Genomic DNA, 25,816 nt, shown 5'->3' with positions numbered 1-25,816 from the left:
CGGGTGTCGCCGACACCGGACCGGGCCCCACCTCGCCCGAAGACTTCTGCACCGAGGATCTGATGGAGCAATTCCTGTTGGCGGCGGCGCTCGTCGTCGTGGCGGGCGCCGGCATCGCGGCCGCAGCCCTGCTGGTACGCCAGCGGCGGGAGACGGCCGGCCTCCGCGCGCAGAACGCCGCCCTGGCCCGCGGGCTCGACCTGCGCGAGAGGGAGCTGCGGCACCTCGCGGACGTCCGGCTGCCCGAGCTCATGGAGTCCCTGCACAACCCCGGCGTGCGCGTCACCGGCCCGCTGCACGACCTCGACCGGGAGGCGCCCGCCTACGGGCAGGCGCTGCGGACCGTCACCGAGCTGTTCGCCGGGTCCGCCGCACGCGTCCGGGAGCGGGCCGACCTGTCGGCCAAGTCGACGCTGCGGGCGATGATGCGCGCCGTGCAGAGCCTCGCCAACGAGCAGCAGCTCGCCATCTCCGACATGCAGGAGCGCCACGACGACCCGGACGTGCTGGAGGGCCTGCTCCGCGTCGACCACATGAACGCCCAGCTCGGGCGGCGCGCCCAGGCCACCGCGGTGCTGTGCGGGTCGTGGCCGGGCCAGCAGCGCTCGGCGTCGTCGATGAGCGACGTGGTGCGCGGCGCCACCTCCCGCATCCGCGACTACCTGCGGGTCAACATGCAGGGGCCGGTGAACACCGCGGTGACCAGCCGGGCCGTGGAGCCGATCGTGCTGACGCTGGCCGAGCTGCTGGACAACGCGGCGCGGCACTCGCGCCCCGACACCACCGTCGAGGTCAACTTCCAGTCCACGCACAACGGCGTCGCCATCATGATCGACGACGCCGGGGTCGCGATGGACGCCGAGGAGCTCCAGCGCGCCGCCGACCTGCTGTCCGGCGACGCGTCGGTCGACATCCACCGGCTCGGCGACCCGCCCCGCGTCGGGTTCGCGGTGGCGGGCGTCCTCGCCGCGCGCTACGGCTTCCGGGTGTCGGTCGACACCCGCTCCCCCTACGGCGGCGTGCGGGCCGTCGTGTTCGTGCCGTCCGCGCTGCTCACCGACCTCCCGGGCGAGCACGCGCCCGACCCGGCCGCCGCGTCCCGCCCGGCCGCGGAGGGCCCCGCGCCCGCCGCCTGGACCCCCGCCCCCGCCACCCCCGGCGGGCTGCCGAAGCGCACCCGCGTCGCGGTCGCCGAACGCCCCGCCGAAGAACAAGAGCCGCCCGCCGTGCCCGACGCGGGGGCGCCGCCGCCGCTCAGGCCGGCCCGGGAGACCGCCGCGGGCCTCGGCGCCTGGCAGCGCGGGACGCGGTCCGGCCGCGCTTCGACGCCGTCCGACGGCGAGGGCCCCGGCATCGAGAGCAAGGACCTGCGGCCATGAACGAGGGATGGAACGGCGCGATGGACGACGGTACGAACCGGCTGGGCTGGATGCTGGACGACGCGCTGCGGATGCCGGAGACCCGCTACGCGATCCTGCTGTCGGCCGACGGGCTGCTCATGGCGCACTCCGAGCGGATCAACCGGGACGAGGCGGAACGGCAGGCCGCCGGCATGGCGGGCCTGCAGTCGCTCGCCCGCAGCACCGCCGAGTTCTGCGGGGACGCCGGCACGACCTGGCGGCAGACCGTGAACGAGTTCGACGACGGGTACGTCTTCCTCGTCGCCGCCGGCCCGGGCGCCTACCTGGCGGTGTCGGCGACGCAGCACGTCGACATGGAGACCGTCTCGTTCCGGCTCCAGGAACTCGTGCAGCGGCTCGGCAAGGAGTTGACCACCCCGCCGCGTCCGGGCGCCGGCCGTCCCGCATGACCCCGCGCCGCAGCAGGCGGGCCCTGGTCCGCCCGCACGTCGTCACCGGCGGGCGGGCCCACCCCACCCGCAACGTGTTCGATCTCGTCACCCTCGTGACCGCGACCGGCGACCTGCCGCGCACCGGCCTGTCCCCGGAGAAGACGCGCATCGTCGAGCTGTGCCGCGGCGGCGCGCTGTCGGTGGTCGAGATCTCCGGCCATCTGAGCCTGCCCGTCGGGCTCACCAAGGTGCTGCTGTCCGACCTCGTCGACAGCGGGCACCTCTCCACCCGGGCCGCCGCGCCCTCCGCCCAGCAGTCCAAGGCCCGGCTCCTTCAGGAGGTGCTCGATGGACTCCGCGCTCGCCTCTGAGACCCCCTACCTGCGCGAGAGCGTCCGGACCGCCGTCAAGATCCTCATCGTGGGGCACTTCGCGGTCGGCAAGACCACCTACGTCGGAACGCTCTCGGAGATCCGCCCGCTACGCACCGAAGAGCGGATGACGCAGGCCGGGGCGGCCGTGGACGACCTCGCCGGCATCAGGGACAAGACGACCACGACCGTCGCGATGGACTTCGGCCGCCTCACCCTCAGCGACGACCTCGTCCTGTACCTGTTCGGGGCGCCGGGGCAGCAGCGCTTCACCCGGCTGTGGGACGACCTCGCGCGCGGCGCCCTCGGCGCGCTGATCCTGGTGGACACCGCCCGCCTCCAGGAGTCGTTCGCCGTCATGGACATCGTGGAGAAGCAGGGCCTGCCGTACGCGGTCGCCGTCAACCACTTCGACGGCTCGCCGCGGTTCCCCGAGGCCGAGGTGCGCGAGGCCCTCGACCTCACGCCGTCGACGCCGCTCGTCAGCTGCGACGCCCGCGACCGCGTCTCCTCGACCGAGGCGCTCATCTCCCTCGTCGACCACCTCCTCACCCTGGACGGGGAGCACCCATGACCATCGACCGCACCGCGACCGGACGCGTCCCGCTGTACGGGCCGGAGTTCGCCAGGAACCCGCAGGCCGCCTACGCCCGGATGCGCGAGTACGGCGACTTCGCGCCCGTCGAACTGGCGCCGGGGGTGCCGGCGACGCTCGTCCTCGGCTACGACGCCGCCCTGGAGATCCTGCGCGACCCGGCCACGTTCCCGCGCACCAGCGAGGTGTGGGAGGAGGCGGTCGGCCCCGAGTGCCCGGTGCTGCCGATGTTGATGGCGCGGCCCAACGCGCTGTTCACCAACGGCTCCGTGCACGCCCGCCTGCGGTCGGTGATCGTCGACAGCCTGGACCGGGTCGACCCGGTGTCGCTGCGCGAGAACGTCGAGCGCAGCGCCGACACCCTCATCGACCGGTTCAGCCGCGACGGCAAGGCCGACATCCTCGGCCAGTACGCCCGCATGCTGCCGCTGCTGGTGTTCAACGAGCTCCTCGGCTGCACGCCCGAGATCGGCGACAAGCTCCTGCGCGGCATGAACGCCATCTTCGACACCGTCTCCGCCGAGGAGGGCAACGCGCTGCTCGGGGAGGCGGCCGGCGAGCTGATCGCGCACAAGCGCGCCAACCCGGGCGCGGACGTGACGTCCTGGATGCTGAGCCACCCCGCAGGACTCGACGACCTGGAGACGATCCACCAGGTCATCCTGCTGATGGGGGCCGGCACCCAGCCGGAGGGGAACCTCATCGCCAACGGCATCCTGCTGCTGCTCTCCGACGACCGGTTCGGCGGCGACCTGTCCGGCGGCGCCCTTCCCGTCGAGGACGCGCTGGACGAGATCCTCTGGACCGACCCGCCGATGGCCAACTACGGAGGGACCTTCCCCCGCCAGGACATCGACTTCCACGGGTACCGGCTGCCCGCCCACCAGCCCGTCCTGGTCAGCTACGCCGCGGCGAACACCGACCCGTCCCGGAGCATCGCCGACCGCCGGGGCAACCGCGCCCACCTGTCCTACGCGGGCGGCCCGCACAGCTGCCCGGCCAGGAGCCACTCCCGGCTCATCGCGTCCGTCGCGGTCGAGAAGCTCCTCGACCGGCTGCCCGAGGTGGAGCTGGCCGTCCCCGTGGAGCACCTGGAATGGCGGCCGGGCCCGTTCCACCGGGCCCTCACCGCCCTCCCGGTCACCTTCCCGCCGGACCAGGCCCTTCCGTAGCGGCGCGCAGCGCGCCGATGACGGCGGCGAGCTGCGTGACCAGGCCGGCGACGCCGGCCTGGTCGGCGCCGTTGACGGTGACGGTGCGCAGCTCGTCCGGCTTGGGCAGCCTCGCCATGATCTCCGGCAGCGACGCGATGAGCCGCGCCTGGACGGCCGCGGGCGTCCGCTCGTTCTCCAGCGCGGCGCGGGCGGCGTCCCGCTCCAGGTCGAGCAGCGCCTGCTCGTGCCGCGACCGGGCCCGCAGGTCGGCGAGGGCCAGCTCGCCCTCGGTGCGCAGCCGGGCCAGCTCGTGGTCGCGCTCGATGCGCAGCCGGCCCGTCTCGGCCTCCTCCTCGTGCCGCTCGCGCTCCATCCGCAGCGCGTGCCGGGTGGTCTCGGTCTGGAGCTCGGCGAACTCGCGGGTGTCGTCGTGCTCGCGCCGGGTACGGCGCAGCTTCTCGGCCGCCTCGGTGTCGAACAGCTGCGACTCGTTGCGGGCGCGCAGCTCGGCGAGCTCGCGCTCGTGCTCCAGCCGCTGCGTCTCCTTGATCCGCGCGGCGGCCATCTCCCGCTGCGCGACGGCCTCCTCGGCCTCCAGCTCCGCCAGCCGCGCGATCTGCCCCTGCTCGGCCCGGTAGGGCTTCTGCAGGTTCTCCCAGAGCCGCGACGAGCTGACCACGGCCTCCTTGATCTGCACCGTGACGATCCGCAGGCCGAGCCCCTGGTCGCTGTTGTCCTCGCCCTCGGCGACCGCGCGCAGCCGGGCCGTCAGCTCTTCGATGATCGGCTGCTTGTCGCTGAGGACGTCGCGCACCCCCATCGTGGCGACCTTGTCCTTGATCGCCGCCTCGGCCTGCTCGCGGAGCTGGAGGTTCACCAGCCGCATCGGGTCGTCGCCGCCGAAGTCGAGCTTGCGGTAGGCGGTGCCGAAGTCCTGAATGATCCACTGCACGTAGCCCTGGACGAGCACGCCCTGCAGCTCCCGGCAGATGCAGTACGCGTTGATCAGGATCGTCTGCGTCGCGCCCGGCACCACGAGGAAGGAGTCGGTGGACGGGTTGAAGCGGAACGACACCCCGAGGCCGATGTGCAGCGGTTCGGCGCGCCCGCGCCGGGTGTGGACGACGAACGCGTTCGGCGGGACGAGCACGTTCTTCCACCGCCAGAACCCGCTGATCCGCACGTCCACCGGCCCCGGGCCGGGGCGGTCGGCGGGCGCCGCGCCGCCGAGCGCGCGGTCGCGCTTGGCCAGCGGTCCCGGCGCCGGGACCGCGCCGGGCGGGCCGGGGGGCGGCGGCGGAGAGCGCCGCGCCTTCAGGTCGTCCTCCAGCACCGCCTGCTGCGCGACGACCTTGTCCAGATAACTGTTGCCCTGGTCTGAGGCGCTCATCTCGCTCCCCCGGAATTCGGTGTGGCCGATACATTAATGAACCTTTTGCTTTGATGCGTGCGTATTTGCGGTCGTGGCAGCACAGGAGGCGACGGCGACGCGCGCAGGGGAACGGCGGGAAGCGGCCGGGACGGACCTGCCGATGCTCGCGCTCGGGGCGGGAGCGATCGCGCTGGTCGTCCTCGCGCTCGCCGTGCGGCTCGGCGGCGCGTTCAGCGAGACCGCGGCGCCGGAGCTCTCCCAGGCGGGCGCGCTGGCCAAGACCGGCCTGGTGACGGCGCGGCTGGGCGGTAACGCCGCCGCCGTCCTGACGGTCGGATGGCTGCTGGTCGCGGCCGTGTTCGTGCCCGGCACGCCCGCCGCACGGAAGTGCCTGCGCGCCGCGTCGCTCACCGCCGCGGCCTGGGCGGCGTGCACGCTGGCGCTGATCGTGTGCACCGTCCTCGACCTGTTCGGCGTGGGCGTCACCAAGGTCACCGGCGACATGATGCGGACGTTCCTCGTCGAGCTGCCGCAGGGGCGGGCCCTCCTCCTCGTCCTCGCCGCCACGGCCGCCGTGTCGGTCGCGGCGAGGCTTCCCCGCGCCGCCGGCGGGGCCGGGTACCTGCTGGCGGGCGCGCTCGCCGGGATGCTGCCGCCGCTGTTCACCGGGCACGCCGCGAGCGGCGCGGGCCACGCCCTCGCCGTCTACAGCCTGGTCGCCCACATCGCGGGCGTCGCGCTGTGGACCGGCGGCCTGGTCGCCCTGGTCACCCTCGCCCCGGCGGTCGGCGACCGGCTTCCCCGCGTCGCCGAGCGCTACAGCCGGCTGGCGCTGGTGTCGTTCGCCGTCGTCGGCGCCAGCGGCGCGGTCAACGCGTGGGTGCGGCTCGGCGGGCCCCACCTCGGATCGCGGTACGGGGCCCTCGTCGTCGCGAAAGCCGCCGCGTTCGCCGTCCTCGGCGCGATCGGCTGGCGGCACCGCCGCGCCACCCTGCCCGCCCTGCGCGGCGGGAGGAGCGCGCGGCCCTTCCTGCGGCTCGGCGCCGTCGAGGTCCTCGTGATGGCGGCGGCGATGGCGCTCGCGACCGGCCTGTCCCGCACGCCGCCGCCGGAGGTCGCGCCGGGCACGCTGGACGTCGTCGCGCTGCGGCTCGGGTTCCCGCTGCCCGGTCCCGCCGGGGCCGGCCCGCTCCTGCTCGACTGGTGGATCGACCCGCTGTTCCTCGTGCTCGTCGTCGGCGGCGCCGTCCTGTACGGGACGGGCGTCGCGCGGGTGCGCGGCTGGCCGCTCCGGCGGAGCCTGTCCTGGGCCGCCGGGCTCCTCGTCGTCCTTCTCGCGTCCTGCGGCGGGCTCTCCCGGTACAGCATGGTCCTGTTCAGCGCCCATGCCGTCCAGCACGTTCTGATCGGCCTGGTGGCGCCGGTGCTGCTGCTCCACGGGGCGCCTCTCCGGCTGGCGCTGGAGGCGGCGCGCGGCCCGGCATCCGGCAGCGGCGGGGCCCTGCTCGCCGCCGCTGCCGGATGCCGGGCAGTGCGGGTGCTCACGGACCCGGCCGCGGCGTCCGTGCTGCTCCTGCTCAGCCTCTACGCGTTCTACGGCTCGCCGCTGTTCGGGGCGTCCCTCGGCAACCACGCCCTGCACTCGCTGGCGCTGGCCGCCTTCCTGGCCGTCGGGCTCGCCTACTTCCACGGGACGACCGGGACGCCGATGCCGCTCGCCCTCCTGCCCCTCCACGCCATCGCCGGGACCGCCCTGGCGCGGAACGGGACCGTCCTCGGCGGCTGGTACGAGCACCTCGGCCGCCGCTGGGGCGCGTCACCGCTGGAGGACCAGCACCTCGGCGCCCTGCTGCTCTGGACGGCGGCCGCCGCCGTCACGCTCGCCGTGGCGGCGGCCCACGGGCTCTACTGGCGGGGCCCCCGGTCCACGACCCGGCTGAGCGCCTCCACCACCGTCGGGTCGTACTCGGAGGCCGAGTCCAGCCGCAGCCTCTCCAGCACGGCGGCGCCCCGGTCGCGGTCGGCGGAGTCGCCGACCAGGTCGTCGTAGGCGTTGGCGACCTTGATGATGCGCCCGGCGAGCGGCGGCGGGAGCGGCCGCTCCCCCGAGTCGCCGGACGGCTCGCGCCCCGTCCGGTAGGGGTGCGACGACAGCTGGACGATGTGCGCGACCCGGTCCAGGACGCCGGTCTGCTTGATCACCTCGGCGCCGAGCTCGGCGATGCGGCGCTGCTCGGCCGGGGACGCCAGCACCGTCGCGCCGCCCGGGATCGGGTCGCCGAGCGACAGCTGCCCGATGTCGTGCATGAGGGCGGCGTACTCCAGTTCGAGCAGCTCCTCCTCCGACATCCCGAGCTCGCGCCCCATCGCCACCGCGAGCTTGGACACCCGGTGCGAGTGCCCCGCCTCCACGTAGCCGCCGACCTCGGTGACGCGCGACAGCGCCCGGACGGTCTGCAGGTAGGTGGCGCGGATCCCGGCGTAGCGGCGGAACGCGAACTGCGTCACCAGGATCGGCACCGTGAAGATCAGCAGCGCGGCCTCGCCCATCGCCGTCGTGGAGACCGCGATGAGCATGGCGGTCGCGCTGGTCGCGGCGCACAGCGCCATCTTCGCGTCGATCTCGTCGCGCAGCGCGATGCCGAACCGCGCCCGCACGGCCTCCGCGCGGATCATCGCGGCGATCAGCATGTCGGTGAAGCAGGACAGCACCACGACGAAGCACATGACGGCCAGCAGCAGCTGCCAGGGCAGGTGCAGGGACAGCAGCGGCCGGAAGCACAGCGCGACGACCGCGACCGTGAACAGCCGCCGCGCCATCGCGTCGGGCCGCGGCGACCGGCCGACCGCGATGTGCGGCAGCGAGCCGACCAGCATCCCGGCCGCGGCGACCGCGACGACCTGGAGCGCGGAGTGCTCGGCGGCCACGACGCCGAGCGGCGCGTCCGGCGCGGCGCCCTCCGGGCCGACGCCGACCAGCATCGCGTACCCCATCGCGCCGGCGCTGGCGATCGGCGCGACCTCCCGGTTGCCCGGCATCACCATGCGGAACAGCTCGCCGAGCGCGATCAGCACGCCGAAGATGATCGCCACGTCGGGCTGGCGCAGCCCGACGGACCCGACCTCGGCGATCGCGACGATGACGAACAGCCCGGCGGTGGCGATCAGCAGGAGCTGGCCGGAGTCGATGGTCTGCCACGCGGCCCGGTCGCGGGCGCGCGCCTCCCCGCTCACCGCCGCCCCCTCACTGGCGCACCCCGTCGCCGCCGGCGACGCGCAGCGGCGCGCTCGGGTCGTCGTGGTCCTGCTGGGTGGTCTCGACGACGTCGTCGTCGGGCAGCACGACCGGCCGCGGCGGCTCCCAGCCCTCCCGCTCCAGCGCCCGCAGGAACGCCTCCACCATCGCGGGGTCGAAGTGGTCGCCCATCCCGCGGCGCAGCTCCTCGACGGCCTCGTCCTTGGTGCGGGCGGCCCGGTAGGAGCGCGTCGAGGTCATCGAGTCGAACGCGTCGGCGACGGAGATGACCCGGGCGAACTCGGGGATCTCGTCGCCCGCGAGGCCCATCGGGTAGCCGCGCCCGTCCATCTTCTCGTGGTGGTGCATGATGCCGGCGAGCGCCTCGTCCAGGAAGCCGATCTCGCGGACGATCTCCAGCCCGCGCATCGGGTGCAGCTGGATCGCGGCGAACTCCTCCTCGGTGAGCGAGCCGGACTTCTGCAGCACCTTGGTCGGGACGCCGAGCTTGCCGACGTCGTGCAGCATCCCCGCGTACCGGATGGCCTCGACCCGGTCCGCGCGCATCCCGATCTCCTGGGCGATCATCACCGAGCCGCGGGAGACGCGCTCGGAGTGGCCGCGGGTGTAGAAGTCCTTGGTCTCGACCGCCTGGCACAGCGCGGCGAGCGTCGCGGCGTGCGCCTGCTGCTGCGCGTACGCCTGGTCCATGGCCCAGCGGGCGATGAACAGCGGGAGCAGGACGAGGATCGCCGCGAACAGGCCCACCCGCGGCCAGAGCCCGGCGATCAGCAGGCCGACCATGCCGTAGCCGAGGCAGCCGATCGCGAGCTGGCCGCTCTCGCGCAGGAGCTCGCGCGGCGAGGCCTGCCGGCTGAGCAGCAGCACCCCCGCCATCAGCGTCAGGTTCACCAGGACGAAGGCGACCAGCGCGCCGAGGAACGGCCCGATGACGTTCTCGACCCAGCGGGCCTTCTCGGGGTGGAACCGGTCGCCGTCGAGGAGGTTGAACACCGTCCCGGCCATGAAGCCGCTGAGCGCGAACTGCGCGCCGTTGAAGAGCCGCTTGACCGGGGCGAAGATCCGCTGCCCGGTGACCAGCGCGCAGAGGCCGAGCAGCGCGGCGCCGACCGGGCCGAGCAGCACCACCGACGCCAGGCTGGCGGCGAAGCTCAGCGACACCCTGGCCCGCGTGATGTTCAGCCGCGCGGGCGCCGAGTCGCAGATCAGGAACAGCAGCGCCAGGACGGCGAGCTTCGTCCAGTCGATATCCGTGAAGGACGACGTCGCGATGAGGCCCGCCGCGAGCGCGACCACACCGCAGACGTACGCCCAGGCAGCGAGAGGTAGTCCACGCATTGCCGCCCCTCGGGGAGTGACGAGTTGGCAGGCCGCCACCGGGCTCACATGTGCCAGCCGGCACCTAGACCCAGGACACGCCCTTGGTCATCATCAGCGACGACGACGACGGGACGCTCGGGCGCCGCCCGTGTCCATGCGGTGTCACGCGCTTGTGCATGGCTCCTTGCCTCCCCCCAGCCGAGCCGGGCCGACCGGCCTCGCGGCCGGCCACCGGGACCGGTGCGGTCCAGGTCTCCCGGGCGAGCACGTACCCCGAATTCCTCGGACTGCACGCGCTCCGTCACTGATTTCGGCATAAGCCTAACGCGGACTGCCCAGGTCACACAGGCGTGCAGGAAAACGTGAGCAAAGCGTGAACCAATCGTCACCTTAGGTGATCAATTGTCCTGGTTGAAAATCCAATCATCGGCCCTCTATCCAGCCTGCACAAACCGCCTGCACAAACCGCCTGCACAATCCCGCTGCACATCATGAATGCACGTGCATCCGCAAATGCATCCACCTAATTCCTTAAAGGTCGGCGAACGAGGCCCCGGAGTGGGAGAAAGCGTGGACCAATCAGCGGCGCGCGGGGTTCCGTTCCCGCGCCCAGGCGACCGTCTCCGCAAGCCCTTCGGGCAGGCCGACGGCGGGCTCCCAGCCGAGCGCCTCCCGGGTCCGGCGCGGATCGACCGACATCGCCGGCAGGTCTCCCAGCCGGGGCGGCGCGAACTCCGGGTCGTCCGGCGCCCCCGCCGCCCCGGCGACGAGCGCGTGCAGCTCGCGGTCGGTCGTCTGCAGGCCGGTGCCCACGTTGAGGCGCAGCCCGCCGCCCGCCTCCCCCGCGGCCCGGGCGTACGCGTCGACCACGTCACCGACGTAGACGTAGTCGCGGGTCTGGGAGCCGTCGCCGAAGACCCTGGTCGGACGGCCCGCCAGCAGCGCGTCCGTGAAGATCGAGACGACCCCCGCCTCGCCCTCCGGGGTCTGCCGCGGCCCGTAGACGTTCGCCAGCGTCAGCGTCGTGAAGTCGATCCCGTGCAGCTGCCGGTACATCCCGGCGTACACCTCGCCGGCGACCTTCGAGGCCGCGTACGGCGACGCGGGGCGCAGCTCGGCGTCCGGGGGGACGGGCAGCGCGTCCGGCACCCCGTACACGGCGCAGCTGGAGGTGAACACGACCTTGCGGGCGCCCGCCGCCCGCGCGGCCTCCAGGACGTTGGCCGTCCCGACCACGTTGGTGCGGGCGTCGCCCAGCGGGTCGCCCACGCTGACCCGCACGCTCACCTGCGCGGCGAGATGGAAGACCACCTCGGGGCGGCGGGCCGCCGCCCGCTCGGCGAGCGCCGGGTCGGCGACGTCCATCTCCCACAGCTCGACCCCGGGCCGGGCGTTCGCGCCCGACGACATGTCGTCGACTCCCACGACCTCGTGGCCGTCCGCGAGGAGCCTGTCGACGAGATGGGACCCGATGAATCCGGCCGCGCCGGTGACGAGTGTCAGCACACCGGAAAGATACCGGCGGTCAGGCGCTCTCCGGCTTGCCGGCGCCACCGGACGCCGGGACCTCGCCGGCCCCGGACGCCTGGATCTCGCCGCAGATCTCCTCGATGCGGCCGAGCACCTTGGCGCGCAGTTCGGTCGGGGCCTGCTCGCACCCGCACGACTTGCTCACGAGCTTCTTGACGGCCTCTTCGAGGCCGTACTCGCGCAGGCACGGGCCGCACTCGTCGAGGTGCTGGCGCACCTCGCCGCAGCCGCCCTGGTCGAGCTCGCCGTCGAGGTAGGTGTACACGCGGGCGAGCACCTCGTCGCAGGGCGTGTCGTGGTGGTTGCCGCAGCTCATGTCGACCCCCTGCTCGCGCGGGTGAGCCCGCGCTCGTCGGCGTAGTCCTCGAGCATGCCGCGCAGCTGGCGCCGGCCCCGGTGCAACCGGGACATCACCGTGCCGATGGGCGTGCCCATGATCTCGGCGATCTCCTTGTAGGCGAACCCCTCGACGTCGGCGAGGTAGACGGCGATCCGGAACTCCTCCGGCAGCTCCTGGAGCGCCCGCTTGACGTCGGAGTCGGGCAGGTGCTCCAGTGCCTCGGCCTCGGCCGACTTCAGACCGCTCGACGTGTGCGACTCGGCACGCGCGATCTGCCAGTCCTCGATGTCGTCGGTGGCCGCCTGCTGCGGCTGGCGCTGCCGCTTGCGGTAGGTGTTGATGAACGTGTTGGTCAGGATGCGGTACAGCCAGGCCTTGAGGTTCGTCCCCTCCTTGAACTGGTGGAAGGACGCGAACGCCTTGGCGAACGTCTCCTGGACGAGGTCCTCGGCGTCGGCCGGGTTGCGCGTCATGCGCAGCGCGGCCGAATACAGCTGGTCCAAGAACGGGAGCACGTCGCGCTGGAAGCGCTCCTGGCGCTGCTCCACGGTCTCCGCGGTGCCCGGTACCTGACCCACCCCCTCGGCTCTGGCGCCCGTGGCCTTGACCGGCCGGGCGGCGCCATACCCCTCAGACGATATCGACCCCACAGACGATATCGGTCCGCGCGGCCCTCCGACGCGGGCGGGGGCCCGCGCGTCGCCGCGGGGCGCCGCCGTGCCGGCTCTCCGCTGCTGATCGGCGACGGCTGTGGTCATCCGGCTCGCACCTCCGCTTTCGCTGCTCTGTGAGAGGGTGCAACACCGGAACGCCCCCGCCGATTCCCGGGCGGGGGCGGGCGCTCCGCGACCGTGTCGCCGGGTCCCGTCCCTCACTCAGGGTGATGACCGGCCCCGGACGGGGAAAGATGTGACGTACACGGCTAGAACAGGAGCAATTGGTGCACTCGGTGCCTTCGGCGCGACCTTCCGAGCCCACCATCGCCAGCCTGCGGGACACCTCCGGTGACGGGTCAGGGGACTCCCTGGCGCGCTACTGGACCTTCTACGAGGCGGTGGCGGACGCCCAGCTCACCCGGTGGCTGCCGCGCAGGCCGTCCCGCGTGCTCGACATCTCGGGCGGGCAGGGGCACAGCGCCGCCCGCGCGGCCGCGGCGGGCCACACGGTGCTGGAGGTGCGCGACCCCGAGCGCCGGGGCCGTCCGGCGCCGCTCCGCCCCGGCGCCCCGGAGGGGCGGACCGCCCGCACGGTCCCGCTGATCGCCGACTCCGGCACCCTGTCCTACCTCGCCGACGCCTGCATGGACGCCGTGATCGCCGAGAACCGCGTGCTGTCGCGGCACCTGGCCACCGAGGCCACGATCGGCGAGATCGCCCGCGTGCTGCGCCCCGGCGGCCGGGTCCTGCTGTGCGTCGACTCCCTCACCCTCGGCATGGCGCTGCTGGCCGAGCGCAACTACTGGGCGCACCTGTCGGACGTCCCGAGCGCCGAGGTCGTCCTCGTGCCCTGGCCGGACGGGACGATCACCCGCTCGTTCTCGGCCCACCAGCTCCGCGAGCTGCTCGCCGACGCCGGCCTGGAGGTCGAGTGGATCCGGCCGCGCACGGTGCTGTCCCCCTCGACCGTCGAGCACGTCCTCGGCGAGTCCCCGCGGGCGCTGCAGCGCCTCGTCCGCACCGAGATGGGCGCACGTCAGACCGACGAGTCGCTCGGCATCCACCTCCTGGCCAGCGCCCGGCTGCGCTAGCCGGCGCGTCACGCCGTCACGCCGTCACGCCGGCCGTGGCGGAATTGTCGCGCCCGGAGCGCTCCCCGAGCGGAATGGCGCCGGACCCTCCGGCGCGGCCCCGTGTCAGAAGAGACCCTCGGAATGGTCACCGGAACCACCCCCGGAATTTGCCGGTTCTATAAGTTCCGGGCCGTTGTTCCGCACGTTGTTGACGGCCTTCGAGACGGGATAGGCGTCCATTGTCCCGGCCATGGCGGGAACGAGGAGGCCGCGCACCTGCTCGGTGTCGGTGAGCGCGGGGTCGAGCCAGGCGTCCCACCGGTCCGGTTCGACGACCATCGGCATCCGGTCGTGGATGCGGCCGAGGTCGTCCGGCGCGTTGGTGGTGATGACGGTGCACGTCCACACCCACTCGTCCTCGGGTGACTTCCACAACTCGTACAGGCCCGCCATCGCCATGACCGCGCCGTCCTTGGGGCGGATGAAGTACGGCTGTTTCCGCGGCTTCCCCTTCGCCTTCTTCTCCCCCTCGGCCGGGTCGGCCCCGTCGCCCTGGTCCTGCAGCGTGTACCACTCGAAGTAGCCGTCGGCGGGCAGCAGGCAGCGGCGCCTGGCGAACGCCCGGCGGTAGGACGGCTTCTCGTGCACCGTCTCGACCCGGGCGTTGATCATGCGCGACCCGATGGACAGGTCCTTGGCCCAGGACGGCACGAGCCCCCACCGCACCGTGCGCAACTGGCGCACCGCGGCCGCCTCGTCGGGCTCGTCCTTCGGCCGCCGGTCGAGCACGACCGGCACCTGTTTGGTGGGGGCGACGTTGTAGTCGGCCTGGATGTCCCCGTCCACCGCGTCGAGCTGCACCTGGAACTCGTCCAGGAGCTCCTGCCGCGCGCGGGAGGTGGCGTAGCGTCCGCACATGGGTCCCATCCTGCCGCGCTTGAGGCGCGGCGCGCTGGGCATGTAGCGGGCTATGCGACCCTTCACGACCCTGGCCCGCCCGTTCGTGGCGGCGCCGTACATCATGACCGGCCTGGAGGCACTCCGCGACCCGCGCGAACGCGCCGAGCGGGTGGGCCCGGCCGTCAAGCCCGTCGCCGACCGGATCGACTGGCTGCCGAAGGACCCCGAGACCCTCGTCCGCATGCAGGGCGCGCTCAGCCTCGGCACCGGCGCGCTGCTGCTGACCGGGAAGTTCCGGCGGCTCACGACGCTGGTGCTCGCCGCCCAGCTCGTCCCCGCGCTGGCGACCGAGCACCGCTACTGGACCGAGGACGACCCCGAACGCCGCGCGAACGAGCGCTCCCACCTGCTGAAGAACGCCGGCCTGTTCGGCGCGCTGCTGATGGTGGCGACCGAGCCCCGCCGCGCGCCGCGCACGGCCGAGCTGCGCCGCGCCGTGCGGGAGACGCAGATCAAGAGCGGCGCGGAGGCCAAGGCGATGCGCCGCGAGGCCGCCGCGACGCTGCGGGAGGCGCGCCGCGAGGCGTCCCGTCAGGTTCGCGTCGCCCGCGCCGAGGGCGGGCGCAAGGCCGCCAAGGCGTCCGGCCGTGCCAAGTCCGCCAAGTCCGGCGGCATGTTCCGGCTGGGCAAGGCGGGCGGCAAGGCGGGCGGCGCGCTCACGGCCGCCGGGGCGGCGAGCGGCGCGCTGAAGGCCGGCAAGGCGGGCGGCAAGGCCGGAGGCAAGGCGGCCCGCAAGGCCGGCGGCGCGCTCAAGAGCGCGGGCGCGGGCGGCGCCCTCGTCGCGGGCAAGGCGGCCGGGAAGGCGGGCAAGGCGGCCGGGAAGGCGGGCAGGGCCCGGGGCAGGAAGAGCGGCAGGGGCGGCGGCGCGCTCAAGGGCGTCCTGGCCGCGGGGAGCGCGTTCAAGCTCGGCCGCGCCTCCAAGCCGGGCAAGGCCGCGCGGGCGGGGCAGGCCGTGAAGGCCGGGACGGCGACCCAGGCGGCGAAGGCCGCCAAGGCCGGCCGGACGGTCAAGGCCGGAACCGCCGCCCAGGCGGGCAAGGCCCTGCACGCCGTCAAACGCTGACTTCCCGAAGAGAACCTTAAAAGAGTCTCAAGGGCGTTGAACCGAAGGCGGGGGCGGTCCCGTACTGCCAGATGACCGCCCTTCCAGCACGACGGAGACGCCCCGGCCATGGCAGTTCCCGGATCGACCGGCCGCCCCGGCGGCGGCCTGCGCAGCCTGCTCCGCCGCCCCGGCGCGGCGCGGGCCGCGCAGACCGCGGCCGACGAGGAGATGGCGGCCGAGCTGTACCGCGAGTACCATCGGCCCCTCCTCGCGTTCGTCCTGCGGCTGACGGGCGGCGACCGCCCCTGGGCCGAGGACGTGGTGCAGGAGACCATGATCCGGGCATGGCGCAGCGCGGACCGGCTCGACGACCGGACGTCCTCGCTGATGCCGTGGCTGGCCACGGTCTCCCGGCGTATCGTGATCGACAACCGGCGGCAGCGCGAGGTCAGGCCGCCGGAGGTCGGCGACGGGCCCCTGGAGAACCTCCCGATGGCGGACGAGATGGACGCGCTGCTGCGCAAGGTCGTGGTGACCGAGGCGCTGGAGTCGCTCTCCCCCGCGCACCGGCAGGCGCTGACGGAGACGGTGCTGCGCGACCGGACGGTGAACCAGGCCGCCGAGCACCTCGGCATCCCGGTGGGGACGGTCAAGTCCCGCGTGTACTACGCGTTGCGCGCTTTGCGGGTCGCCTTGGAGGAGAGGGGGGTGACGTCATGAGTTCCCAGGTCGAGCACACCGATGTCGGCGCGTACGCGCTGGGCCTTCTCGAAGAGGGCGACCGTCGGGCGTTCGAGGCGCATCTGCGGGGATGCGGGTCGTGCCAGGCCGAGCTCGGGGAGCTGTCCGGGGCGGCCGGCGCCCTGTCCGGGCTGTCGCCCGCGGCGGCCGGCCCGATCCCGGACGGGCCCGGATGGGAGGGCGCCGGCGAGCCGTCCGCGCCCCCGGCGCCGGTGATCGACATGATGCGGCGCAGGCGGCGGGCCGACCAGCGGTTCCGGCGCGGCGCGTACCTCGCGGGCACGGCCGCCGCGGCCGCGGCGCTGGCCGCGGGCATCGGCATCGGCGCTGCCGTGAACGACGAGGCCCCCGCCCCGAAGCCGCCCGTGACGCAGGCCCTCACCGGCCAGAAGTTCCACGCGGCCGACGCGAGCACGGGCGCGTCCGGGACGGTCGCGCTGGTCGACAAGGGCTGGGGCACGCAGGTCGGGCTGGAGCTGAAGGGCGTCCGGGGGCCGCTGAAGTGCCACCTGGAGGCGGTGTCGCGGACCGGCGAGCGCAGCGTCGTCGCCGGGTGGAGCGTCCCGGACAAGGGCTACGGCGTCCCCGGCCAGCCCAAGCCGCTCGTCATGCAGGGCGGGACCGGGCTCAGCCGCCAGCAGATCGGCCACTTCGAGGTCCGCCTGGACGGCGGCGGAACGCTCCTGACGATCCCCCTCTGATCGTCCCCTCTGATCGCCCCTTCTGATCGCCGCGGGCCGCCCGATCGTCCCGCTCTCTCCGGCGGCGGCCCGATAACCTTGGGGCATGGCCTCTCCGCACTGGTCCGCCCCGGTCGCCCATGCCCCGGTGGACGCCACCGTGCCGCTGCCCGGCTCGAAGTCGATGACCAACCGGGCGCTGGTCCTCGCCGCGCTCGCGGAGGAGCCCACCCGCATCGTCCGGCCCCTGCACAGCCGCGACACCGAGCTGATGGCGGGGGCCCTCCGCGCGCTCGGCGCCGGCGTCGGGGAGGACTCCGCCGACTGGCAGGTGCTGCCGGGGCGCCTGGAGGGCCCGGCGCGCGTCGACGTCGGGCTGGCGGGGACGGTGATGCGGTTCCTGCCGCCGGTCGCCGCCCTGGCGTCCGGCGAGGTGTTCGTCGACGGCGACCCGCGAGCCCGCGAGCGGCCGATGGGCCCCATCATCACGGCGCTGCGGGCCCTCGGCGCCGAGATCGACGACGGGGGGCGCGACGCCCTCCCGTTCACCGTCCGGGGCACGGGCTCGGTGGCCGGGGGCGGGGTGACGATCGACGCGTCGGCGTCGTCCCAGCTGGTGTCGGGGCTGCTGCTGGCCGCGCCGCGGTTCGACAAGGGCGTGGAGGTCAGGCACGAGGGGCCGCCGGTCCCGTCGGCGCCGCACCTGGCGATGACCGTCCAGATGCTGCGCGCGGCGGGCGCCGAGGTCGAGGCGGGGCACGACGCCTGGCGCGTGGCGCCCGGTCCGCTGCGCGGCGGCGAGGTGATGATCGAGCCGGACCTGTCGAACGCGGCGCAGTTCCTCGGCGCGGCGCTGGTCACCGGCGGGCGCGTCACCGTCCCGGACTGGCCGGCCGAGACGACCCAGCCCGGCGACGCGCTGCGGGAGCTCCTCGCCGCGATGGGCGCCGAGGTGACCCGCGGGCCGGACGGGCTGACCGTGCGCGGCGGGGACGGTTTCGGCGGCCTGGAGGCCGACCTGCACGAGGTCGGCGAGCTGACGCCGGTGCTCGCGGCCCTCGCGGCGCTGGCCGGCTCGCCGTCCCGGCTGACGGGCATCGCGCACCTGCGCGGCCACGAGACCGACCGGCTCGCCGCGCTGGTCGCCGAGATCAACGGGCTGGGCGGCGACGTCCGGGAGCTGCCCGACGGCCTGGAGATCCGCCCGCGCCCGCTGCGCGGCGGCGTCTTCCGCACCTACGACGACCACCGGATGGTGATGGCGGCGGCCCTGCTCGGATTGGCCGTTCCCGGCATCGAAGTGGAGAATCCGGGCACCGTCGGCAAGACTCTTCCGGACTTCACCCGGCAGTGGGCGTCGATGCTGGCGTCCGCCTGACAGCAGGGAACGGACCACTGGCACGGAAACACGACTACGACGAGGACGACGTCCGGGTGCGGCCCGGGCGCCGCGGGTCGCGTCCGCGCACCCGCCGCCGTCCCGCGCACGAGGACGCCTCGCCCGGCCTCGTGACGGCCGTGGACCGCGGCCGCTACCGGTGCCTGGCCGACCCCGGCACGGACGACGAGCGCGCCGTCACCGCGATGCGGGCCCGCGAGCTCGGCCGCAAGGGCGTCGTCGTGGGCGACCGCGTCGCGCTGGTCGGGGACGTCACCGGCGCCCAGGACACCCTGGCCCGGATCGTGCGGGTCGAGCCGCGCACCTCGGCGCTGCGCCGCACCGCCGACGACACCGACCCGTTCGAGCGGATCATCGTCGCGAACGCCGACAGCCTGGTCATCGTGACGGCGCTGGCCGACCCCGAGCCGCGGCCCCGCATGATCGACCGGCAGCTCGTCGCCGCCTACGACGCCGGCATGGCCCCGCTGCTCTGCCTCACCAAGGCCGACCTCGCGTCCCCGGACGCCCTGGTCGCCGAGTACGCGCCGCTCGGCGTCCCCTACGTCGTGACCGAGCGCGGCGGCGACCTCGGCGAGCTGCGCCGCCGCCTCGCCGGCCGCACGAGCGTGCTCGTGGGCCACTCCGGCGTCGGCAAGTCGACGCTGGTGAACTCCCTCGTCCCGGACGCCGAACGCGCGGTGAGCCACGTCAACGCCGTCACCGGCCGGGGCCGCCACACCTCCTCCTCGGCGCTCGCGCTGGAGCTGCCCGGCGGCGACGGCTGGATCATCGACACCCCGGGCGTGCGCAGCTTCGGCCTCGCGCACGTCGACCCGGAGAACGTGCTCGGCGCGTTCGACGACCTCGCTGAGGGCGCCGCCGAACGCTGCCCGCCCCGCTGCGACCACCTCCAGGACGACTGCGGCCTGGACGGCTGGGTCGAGGAGGGCCACGCCAGCCGGGCGCGCCTGGACTCCCTGCGCCGCCTCCTCGCCGCCCGCGAGGGCGAGCCCGAATAGGCCGCGGCGCCGCGGATTCCGCCCGCCAAAAGGTGATCTAGCGCGACAATGGCCGCATGGAGCGGCGAGCGATGCTCAAGGCGGCGGCCCTCGGCGGGCTCGGCGGGCTCGGCGTCGCCGGGTGCTCCGATGAGCGGCCCCGCCCGCGCCGGGCTCCGTCCTCACCGCCGAGGCCGACGCCGACCGGCCCCGCCGACTGGAACGCCCTGGAACGCGGCCTGGAGGGGAAGCTGGTCCGCCCGTCCGACGCGTCCTACCAGGAGGCCAGGCGCCTCTACATCCCGCGCTACGACCGGGTCCGCCCGGCGGGCGTCGCCTACTGCGCGACCCCGCAGGACGTCGCGGAATGCGTGGCGTTCGCCACGGTGAAGCGGATGCCGGTGGCGGTGCGGTCCGGCGGGCACAGCTACGCGGGCTGGTCGACGGGCCCGGGCCTCGTGATCGACGTCTCCCCCATGGACGGCGTGAGGCGCGACGGCGACCGCGCGGCCGTCGGGGCCGGGACCCGGCTGATCGACCTCTACGACGGGCTCGCCCGCGACGGTGTGAGCGTCCCGTCCGGGAGCTGCCCCACCGTGGGCGTGGCGGGGCTGACGCTGGGCGGCGGGCTGGGCGTGACGTCCCGCGCGTACGGGCTGTCGTGCGACGCCCTGGAGGAGGTCCAGGTCGTCACGGCGGACGGACGGGTCCTGACCTGCGACGGGCAGCGGAACCCGGACCTGTTCTGGGCGTGCCGGGGCGGGGGCGGCGGCAACTTCGGCGTGGCGGTGGCGTTCACGTTCCGGACGCACGAGGTCGGCGACGTGACGCCGTTCAGCATGCGCTGGCCCTGGCGGAAGGCGGCCGCCGTGGTGCGCGGCTGGCAGCGCTGGGCACCGGCGGCGCCCGGCGAGGTCTGGACGAGCCTGCACCTCGACACCGCCCCCGATCAGGGCGCTCCGGGCGTCGAGGTGACGGGCCTCGCGCTCGCCGGCGCCGACGGCCCCATGGAACGCCTGACGGCCGCCGTGGGCGCGGATCCCGCCTCCACCACCGCCCAGAGCCGGCCCTACATGGACGCGATGAAGTTCATGGGAGGCTGCGCCGGGCAGTCGATCGAGCAGTGCCACGGGCGGGGCGCCCTGCCGGGGCGGCGTCCCGGCGGCGCCTTCCCCCGCACCGAGTACTCGGGGAAGTCGCACATCGCCTACAGGCCGCTGCCCGACGACGCGATCAGCGCTCTGCTCGCCCGGTTCGACAAGGGCAACGACGTCCCGAACCGTTCGGTCCTCATGGACGCGATGGGCGCCGCGATCGCGCGGGTCGGGCCGGGCGACACCGCCTTCCCGCACCGCAAGGGTCTCTTCTGCGTCCAGTACCTGGCGCCTGACGACGCCTGGCTGTCGGCCACGCACGCCGCGATGGAGCCCCACCTGGGAGGCGCCGCCTACGTGAACTACATCGACGCCGGTCTGAAGGACTGGGCCCGCGCCTACTACGGCCCCAACCTGGACCGGCTCAGGAAGGTGAAGGCGGCCCACGACCCCGGGCGCCTGTTCCGCTTCCCGCAGGCCGTCTAGCCCCGCGACTCCTCGAACAGGCTGCGCGCCTTGGCCTCGGCCTCGTTCAGCGCCTGCACGTGCCGGGGCGCGAGCTCCTCCACGCACCGGGTCATCTCCTCGGTGACCTGGCTGAACGCGGCCTCCTCCGCGCCGCGCAGCGCCGCCCGGACGGTCGCGGACCGGGCGCCTAGCGCCGACCACTCCAGCTCCAGCCGCGCCACGGCCTCGTCGAACGCCCGGGACGTCTCGGCTCCGGCGTCCTTCAGCTCGGCCGGGACCGGCCCCCGCCCCGCCTTGCGGGCGTGGCCGGACAGGGCCGAGATCCGGCTGGCGAGCGTCAGCCCCTCGCGGGCCAGCGGGAGCACGTCGTGGATCAGGTCGGTGACCGCCCTGGCGAGCTCCTCGACCCGGGTGAGCAGCAGCTGCGTCGCCTCCTCCAGGGCCTTGGAGGTGCGCTCGGCGACCCGCTCGGCGACGTCCTGCTGCTGCCGCGACAGCGCGGGGACGACGTCGCGGTCGAGCCGGCGGCGCATCTCCCGGCCCCGGTCGCCGTCGCCGGCGGGGCCCGCGCGGTCGGTCCAGTCGGCGAAGACCCGCTCGATGCGCTCCTCCCCGGACGCGGCGATCTCCGCGGTGATCTCCTCCATGGCCTCGCCGACGCGGGCCTTGAGGCGTTCCACCCGCCCGTACAGCGCCTCGCGCTTGAACGGGTCGTTGAGCTCGTTGAGCTGCGCCTGCAATCGACGGGAGACGTCGATGGCGTGTTCGGCCAGGGGGACGAGGCGGTCGGCGAGCTCGTCGAGCGTCTCGGCCCGGCGGGGATCGGTCAGCTCGGCCACCCACTCGGGGAGATCGTGCGCCATGGCCCCCATGCTGCCACCACCCGCGCCCGGAAGCGGGACATCGCGCCCGGCGCGCCGGTCCCGACCGTCCGAAAAGCCGGAACGGCCCGGGTACGTGTGTCGCGACGGGCGGTGATCAGGGTAGCGTGGCTCGCCGTGGCGGGCTATTCCGATGACCTGCGTCTCGCGCACGTGCTGGCGGACGGGGCCGACGACATCACGACCAAGCGTTTCCGCGCCCTCGACCTCGACGTCGAGACCAAGCCGGACCTGACGCCGGTCAGCGACGCCGACCGCAGCGTGGAGGAGCAGATCCGCGGCACGCTGAAGCGGGCCCGCCCGCGCGACGCGGTCCTCGGCGAGGAGTACGGCAGGACCGGCTACGGCAACCGCTGCTGGATCATCGACCCGATCGACGCGACGAAGAACTTCGTGCGCGGCGTCCCGGTGTGGGCCACGCTGATCGCGCTGATGGAGAACGACGAGATCGTCGTCGGGGTGGTCTCGGCGCCCGCGCTGAACCGCCGCTGGTGGGCGGCCCGGGGCGGCGGCGCCTGGACGGGCCGCAGCCTGACCCGCGCGTCCCGCATGAGCGTCTCGTCGGTGGGCGAACTGTCCGACGCGTCCCTGTCCTTCTCCAGCCTGAGCGGCTGGGAGGAGCAGGACCGGCTGCCCCGTTTCCTCGAACTGACCCGCTCGGTGTGGCGGACGCGGGCGTTCGGCGACTTCTGGTCGCACATGATGGTCGCCGAAGGCGCGGTCGACATCTCCACCGAGCCCGAGGTGTCCCTGTGGGACCTCGCCGCCCTCCAGGTCATCGTGGAGGAGGCGGGCGGCATGTTCACCGACCTGTCCGGCGTGCCGGGCCCGGACGGCGGCAGCGTCGTGTGCACCAACGGCAGGCTCCACGCGGAGGTCCTCCGCACCCTCGGCGGCGGCCAGCTGTCCCTGCGCATCTGACGGGGCACATCTGACCGGGCGCATCTGACCGGGGCGCCTCCGCCATGGCGCTCAAGCCGACTCGCGACATATCGTGGAACAGCGGTCGCCCGACGGCCGTTCTACAAGTGGGCGGTTCGTCAACGGAGGTGCGAGATGTCGACCCAGACCAAGCTTGTGATCGGCGGCGTCGTCGTCGGCTTCCTGACCCTGTTCGTCTTCCCGTGGTGGCTGAGCGCGCTGATCATCCTCGGCGTCCTCGGCGCGCCGCTCGTCGGGTACATGATGCTCGACCCGTCCCAGCGCAAGCGGGTGCGGGCGCAGGGGCGCAAGCGCCTCGGGAGCTGAGCCGCGCCCCCGCTAGGGTGCGGATGTGGCGGAGACACGGGTCGGCGTCGTCGGCGCGGGCATCGTCGGGCTGGCGATCGCCCGCAGGCTGACGCTGGAGCGTCCGGGGCTGAGAGTGACGGTCCTGGACAAGGAGGACCGCGTCGCGGCCCACCAGACGGGCCGCAACAGCGGCGTCGCCCACGCGGGCCTCTACTACGCGCCGGGGTCGCTGAAGGCGACCCTGTGCAGGCGCGGCATCGGCCTGCTCAAGGAGTTCTGTACCGACCGGAACCTGCCGTACGAGGAGTGCGGCAAGCTCGTCGTCGCCCGCGACGAGGCGGAGACGGCTGCGCTGGAGGAGATCGAGCGCCGCGCGACGGCCAACGGCGTCCCCGGGCTGCGGCGGCTGGCCGGCGGCGAGCTGGCCGAGATCGAGCCGCACGCGGCGGGCGTGGCGGCCCTGCACTCCCCCACCACGGCGATCGTCGACTTCCCGGCGGTGGCCCGCGCGTTCGCGGCGGACGTCGCGGACGGCGGCGGCGAGGTCAGGCTCGGCTTCGAGGTCGTGCGGATCGGCCGGGCGGGCGACCGCGTCACGGTCGCCTCCCCGCACGAGCAGCTGACCTTCGACCGGCTGGTGGTCTGCGCCGGTCTCCAGTCCGACCGGGTGGCGCGGCTGGCGGGCGACTCCCCGGCCCCGGCGATCGTCCCGTTCCGCGGCGAGTACTACCGGCTCGTCCCGTCCCGGACGGATCTCGTTCGCGGTCTCATCTATCCCGTCCCCGACCCGCGCTACCCGTTCCTCGGCGTCCACTTCACCCGGCGCGTGGACGGCGGCGTGGACATCGGCCCGAACGCCGTCCTCGCCCTCGCCAGGGAGGGCTACCGGCGGCGCGACGTCCGTCCCGCGGACCTGTGGGAGGCGCTCCGCTGGCCCGGCTTCCGCCGCCTGGCCCGGCGGCACTGGCGCACGGGCGCGCGGGAGCTGTACGGGTCGGCGGTCAGGCGGGCGTTCGTCGCCGAGGCCCGCCGCTTCGTCCCCGAGCTGACGGCGGCCGACGTCGTCCCGGCCCCCGCCGGCGTCCGCGCCCAGGCGGTCGACCCCGACGGCACGCTCGTGGACGACTTCCGCATAGGCCGCCTGGGCCCGATCACCACCCTCCGCAACGCCCCGTCCCCCGCAGCCACATCCTCCCTGGCCATCGCAGAGCACGTAGTGAAAGAGCTGCTCTAGTCCCAGAGTTCGCGGTCGTCGCTGTGGGGGTCGTGGACGATCGCGTCGCCGGGGCCGTCGAAGACCATCACCGCGCGGTCCGACGGGTCGAACCGCTCCCAGCCGGGGTCGCCGTCGACGGCGAAGCGGGTCCAGGCTCGATGCATGCGGTCGGCGAGCGCCTGCGGCGGGTTCGGCCCGGTGAGGCCCTCCTCCTCGCCGGTGAGGTTGTCGAAGACGAAGCCGAGCTCCAGCGCGTGGCAGGCGCCGAGGTCGTGGTTCGGCGACCGCCACGCGAACTCGTACATCCAGGTGCGCCCGCCGGACGCGCGGTGCCCGGCGGCGGCGCGGTGGGCGGGGATGCGGAACAGGCTGTCGGTGATGATCGTCGCGAGCAGCTCGCCGGACGTCGCCTCCGGATGGTGGGCGCGGTAGGCGGCGGGCAGCCCCGGCGGGACGCCCATGCCCGCGGCGACCGCGCCGACCAGTTCGTCGGTCAGGTCGGCGGCGATGCCGGTCGGCATCAGGAAGAATCGGAACTCCTCGGTGGTGTACCCGATGAGCAGGTCCACGTCCCGCCCGGCGCCGGCGGCGATGGCGTCCTCGGGGCGCCGGGTGATCAGCTCGCCGTCCAGGACGGGCGTGAGCGCCATGCCGCCCGCGGCGGTGGTGGCGCCCCAGCGGCCGGGGTCGGGCAGCATCGCGACCTCGGCGGCGACCTCGTTCTGGACGGGGATGACGGCGGCCGGGTCGAGCGCGGCGAACGCCTCGGCGGTGGGCTCGACGCCGAGCCGGGCCGCCATCTCCTTGGTGACGAGCAGGGCGTCGGCCGGGTCCTGGGCGATGCTGCCCGCGCCGCTCTGCGCGACGGCCCGATGGAAGAGGCCGAGGTCGAGGGAGAGCAGGGTGGTGACGCTCATCCCGCCCGCCGACTCGCCGAACACGGTGACGCGGGCGGGGTCGCCGCCGAACGCGGAGATGTTGTCGCGGACCCACTCCAGGGCGGCGATCTGGTCGAGCAGCCCGCGGTTGGGCGGAGCGCCGGGCAGATACGCGAAGCCCTCGACGCCGAGCCGGTAGTTGATCGTCACGCAGACGACGCCGTCGCGGGCGAAGTTGCGGCCGTTGTAGACGGGCACCGCGCCCGATCCGTTCCGGAAGGCACCGCCGTGGATCCACACCATCACCGGGAGGCCCTCCTCGCCGTCCGGAAGGCGGGGAGTCCACACGTTCAGGTTGAGGCAGTCGTCACCGGGGATCTGGGGGTCGGGCACGAGAGCGGCGAACACCGGGGGGTAGCCGGGCTTGGGCGCGGTCGGCCCGTACTCGACGGCGTCACGGACACCGTCCCAAGGCTCGGGCGGCCGCGGAGCCTGAAACCGGTCGGCCCCGAACGGCGGCGCGGCGTAGGGAATCCCGAGAAACGCGGTCACACCGTCCCGCTCCGCGCCCCGGACCTTCCCGTAGGACGTCTGCACGACCGCCGCCATGCCCCACCTCGCTTCTAGAACGAAATTCGATACCCAAAGCCTACGGGACACACCCCCGCAATCACCTCAACCCAAGGGCACTGCCCATGACCTCCCACCTCAGCCACCACCGCGACCACGCAACAACCTCAATAGTTGCGATCGCGTCCGAAGGCAGGTTCGAGCGAAGCGAGAAC

At 74.1% G+C, this 25,816-nt stretch carries 24 protein-coding genes and 1 pseudogene; 16 read left to right on the top strand and 9 right to left on the bottom strand.

Annotated elements, in window-relative coordinates; all coding sequences use genetic code 11:
- Window positions 1-62 precede the first annotated feature (62 nt).
- Genes AB0C69_RS01330 through AB0C69_RS01310 form a run of 5 tightly spaced genes read left to right on the top strand, consistent with a single transcriptional unit; the run spans window position 63 to window position 3,930 of the window.
- The gene (locus AB0C69_RS01330; protein WP_360348230.1) at window positions 63-1,379 is read left to right on the top strand and encodes an ATP-binding protein; all 1,317 of its coding nucleotides are present in this window, start codon (window positions 63-65) and stop codon (window positions 1,377-1,379) included.
- A complete protein-coding gene (locus AB0C69_RS01325) occupies window positions 1,376-1,810 on the top strand; it encodes a roadblock/LC7 domain-containing protein (RefSeq protein WP_345184995.1) in 435 nt (144 codons plus the stop codon). The genes AB0C69_RS01330 and AB0C69_RS01325 overlap by 4 nt, the downstream gene beginning before the upstream one ends.
- Window positions 1,807-2,163 (top strand): DUF742 domain-containing protein, encoded by a 357-nt coding sequence (locus AB0C69_RS01320; protein ID WP_345184993.1) that lies wholly within the window; start codon window positions 1,807-1,809, stop codon window positions 2,161-2,163. The genes AB0C69_RS01325 and AB0C69_RS01320 overlap by 4 nt, the downstream gene beginning before the upstream one ends.
- The gene (locus AB0C69_RS01315) at window positions 2,141-2,737 is read left to right on the top strand and encodes an ATP/GTP-binding protein (RefSeq protein WP_345184990.1); all 597 of its coding nucleotides are present in this window, start codon (window positions 2,141-2,143) and stop codon (window positions 2,735-2,737) included. The genes AB0C69_RS01320 and AB0C69_RS01315 overlap by 23 nt, the downstream gene beginning before the upstream one ends.
- Window positions 2,734-3,930 (top strand): cytochrome P450, encoded by a 1,197-nt coding sequence (locus AB0C69_RS01310; protein WP_360348225.1) that lies wholly within the window; start codon window positions 2,734-2,736, stop codon window positions 3,928-3,930. The genes AB0C69_RS01315 and AB0C69_RS01310 overlap by 4 nt, the downstream gene beginning before the upstream one ends.
- On the opposite strand, the gene AB0C69_RS01305 is transcribed toward AB0C69_RS01310, so the two are convergent.
- The gene (locus AB0C69_RS01305) at window positions 3,899-5,302 is read right to left on the bottom strand and encodes an SPFH domain-containing protein (protein ID WP_353831787.1); all 1,404 of its coding nucleotides are present in this window, start codon (window positions 5,300-5,302) and stop codon (window positions 3,899-3,901) included. The two genes, AB0C69_RS01310 and AB0C69_RS01305, sit on opposite strands and share 32 nt — an antisense overlap.
- Window positions 5,303-5,444: 142 nt before the next feature.
- On the opposite strand from AB0C69_RS01305, the pseudogene AB0C69_RS01300 reads away from it, so the two are divergent.
- Window positions 5,445-7,139: pseudogene (locus AB0C69_RS01300) on the top strand (cytochrome c oxidase assembly protein); the annotation flags it as partial.
- A 50-nt stretch (window positions 7,140-7,189) separates the two neighbouring features.
- On the opposite strand, the gene AB0C69_RS01295 reads toward AB0C69_RS01300, so the two are convergent.
- The 5 genes from AB0C69_RS01295 to AB0C69_RS01275 form a co-directional block, all read right to left on the bottom strand.
- The gene (locus AB0C69_RS01295; protein WP_345184982.1) at window positions 7,190-8,518 is read right to left on the bottom strand and encodes an HD domain-containing phosphohydrolase; all 1,329 of its coding nucleotides are present in this window, start codon (window positions 8,516-8,518) and stop codon (window positions 7,190-7,192) included.
- Window positions 8,519-8,528: 10 nt separating this feature from the next.
- Window positions 8,529-9,878 carry an HD-GYP domain-containing protein gene (locus AB0C69_RS01290; RefSeq protein WP_345184980.1) on the bottom strand — a complete coding sequence of 450 codons (1,350 nt, stop codon included), beginning with the start codon at window positions 9,876-9,878 and terminating at the stop codon, window positions 8,529-8,531.
- Window positions 9,879-10,439: 561 nt separating this feature from the next.
- Window positions 10,440-11,366 (bottom strand): NAD-dependent epimerase/dehydratase family protein, encoded by a 927-nt coding sequence (locus AB0C69_RS01285; protein WP_360348221.1) that lies wholly within the window; start codon window positions 11,364-11,366, stop codon window positions 10,440-10,442.
- A gap of 19 nt (window positions 11,367-11,385) precedes the next feature.
- A complete protein-coding gene (gene rsrA, locus AB0C69_RS01280; protein WP_345184974.1) occupies window positions 11,386-11,706 on the bottom strand; it encodes a mycothiol system anti-sigma-R factor in 321 nt (106 codons plus the stop codon).
- On the bottom strand, window positions 11,703-12,488 hold the full coding sequence (locus AB0C69_RS01275) for a sigma-70 family RNA polymerase sigma factor (protein ID WP_353831785.1): 786 nt from the start codon (window positions 12,486-12,488) through the stop codon (window positions 11,703-11,705). The genes rsrA and AB0C69_RS01275 overlap by 4 nt, the downstream gene beginning before the upstream one ends.
- A 182-nt stretch (window positions 12,489-12,670) precedes the next feature.
- On the opposite strand from AB0C69_RS01275, the gene AB0C69_RS01270 reads away from it, so the two are divergent.
- Window positions 12,671-13,477, top strand: a complete 807-nt coding sequence (locus AB0C69_RS01270) for a methyltransferase domain-containing protein (protein ID WP_360348217.1) — start codon at window positions 12,671-12,673, stop codon at window positions 13,475-13,477.
- Window positions 13,478-13,582: 105 nt separating this feature from the next.
- On the opposite strand, the gene AB0C69_RS01265 is transcribed toward AB0C69_RS01270, so the two are convergent.
- Window positions 13,583-14,377, bottom strand: coding sequence for an SOS response-associated peptidase (locus tag AB0C69_RS01265; protein ID WP_360348214.1), 795 nt, complete (start codon window positions 14,375-14,377; stop codon window positions 13,583-13,585).
- 52 nt (window positions 14,378-14,429) lie between these two features.
- Here AB0C69_RS01265 and AB0C69_RS01260 point away from each other — a divergent pair, with 52 nt between their 5' ends.
- The 6 genes from AB0C69_RS01260 to AB0C69_RS01235 all read left to right on the top strand — a co-directional run bounded on the left by AB0C69_RS01260 (window position 14,430) and on the right by AB0C69_RS01235 (window position 20,844).
- Window positions 14,430-15,482: a DoxX family membrane protein gene (locus tag AB0C69_RS01260; RefSeq protein ID WP_360348211.1), complete on the top strand. Its 1,053-nt coding sequence runs from the start codon at window positions 14,430-14,432 to the stop codon at window positions 15,480-15,482.
- 210 nt (window positions 15,483-15,692) lie between these two features.
- Entirely contained in the window at window positions 15,693-16,184 is a 492-nt protein-coding gene (locus tag AB0C69_RS01255) for a sigma-70 family RNA polymerase sigma factor (protein ID WP_218826252.1), read from the top strand.
- Window positions 16,181-16,906 carry a zf-HC2 domain-containing protein gene (locus AB0C69_RS01250; protein ID WP_360348208.1) on the top strand — a complete coding sequence of 242 codons (726 nt, stop codon included), beginning with the start codon at window positions 16,181-16,183 and terminating at the stop codon, window positions 16,904-16,906. Before AB0C69_RS01255 ends, AB0C69_RS01250 begins: the two co-directional genes overlap by 4 nt.
- A gap of 85 nt (window positions 16,907-16,991) precedes the next feature.
- Complete coding sequence (gene aroA, locus AB0C69_RS01245) at window positions 16,992-18,263, top strand: 3-phosphoshikimate 1-carboxyvinyltransferase (protein ID WP_360348205.1); 1,272 nt, start codon at window positions 16,992-16,994, stop codon at window positions 18,261-18,263.
- A 17-nt stretch (window positions 18,264-18,280) separates the two neighbouring features.
- On the top strand, window positions 18,281-19,285 hold the full coding sequence (gene rsgA, locus AB0C69_RS01240; RefSeq protein ID WP_345185038.1) for a ribosome small subunit-dependent GTPase A: 1,005 nt from the start codon (window positions 18,281-18,283) through the stop codon (window positions 19,283-19,285).
- A 56-nt stretch (window positions 19,286-19,341) separates the two neighbouring features.
- Window positions 19,342-20,844, top strand: coding sequence for an FAD-binding oxidoreductase (locus tag AB0C69_RS01235; protein WP_360348202.1), 1,503 nt, complete (start codon window positions 19,342-19,344; stop codon window positions 20,842-20,844).
- Here the strand turns inward: AB0C69_RS01235 and AB0C69_RS01230 are convergent.
- A complete protein-coding gene (locus tag AB0C69_RS01230) occupies window positions 20,841-21,689 on the bottom strand; it encodes a hypothetical protein (protein ID WP_345184957.1) in 849 nt (282 codons plus the stop codon). The two genes, AB0C69_RS01235 and AB0C69_RS01230, sit on opposite strands and share 4 nt — an antisense overlap.
- A 135-nt stretch (window positions 21,690-21,824) precedes the next feature.
- Between AB0C69_RS01230 and hisN the strand changes: the two genes are divergently transcribed.
- The 3 genes from hisN to lhgO all read left to right on the top strand — a co-directional run bounded on the left by hisN (window position 21,825) and on the right by lhgO (window position 24,171).
- A complete protein-coding gene (hisN, locus tag AB0C69_RS01225; RefSeq protein WP_345184954.1) occupies window positions 21,825-22,628 on the top strand; it encodes a histidinol-phosphatase in 804 nt (267 codons plus the stop codon).
- A gap of 135 nt (window positions 22,629-22,763) precedes the next feature.
- Window positions 22,764-22,955 carry a hypothetical protein gene (locus tag AB0C69_RS01220; protein WP_141577897.1) on the top strand — a complete coding sequence of 64 codons (192 nt, stop codon included), beginning with the start codon at window positions 22,764-22,766 and terminating at the stop codon, window positions 22,953-22,955.
- A 25-nt stretch (window positions 22,956-22,980) separates the two neighbouring features.
- Entirely contained in the window at window positions 22,981-24,171 is a 1,191-nt protein-coding gene (gene lhgO, locus AB0C69_RS01215) for an L-2-hydroxyglutarate oxidase (protein WP_360348197.1), read from the top strand.
- Here the strand turns inward: lhgO and AB0C69_RS01210 are convergent.
- Complete coding sequence (locus AB0C69_RS01210; protein ID WP_360348194.1) at window positions 24,168-25,640, bottom strand: carboxylesterase family protein; 1,473 nt, start codon at window positions 25,638-25,640, stop codon at window positions 24,168-24,170. The two genes, lhgO and AB0C69_RS01210, sit on opposite strands and share 4 nt — an antisense overlap.
- Between the last annotated feature and the right edge of the window lie 176 nt (window positions 25,641-25,816).

Source organism: Actinomadura sp. NPDC048032, assembly GCF_040653175.1.
GTDB classification, from domain to species: domain Bacteria; phylum Actinomycetota; class Actinomycetes; order Streptosporangiales; family Streptosporangiaceae; genus Spirillospora; species Spirillospora verrucosospora.
This window is presented reverse-complemented; position numbering and strand designations above follow the sequence as displayed.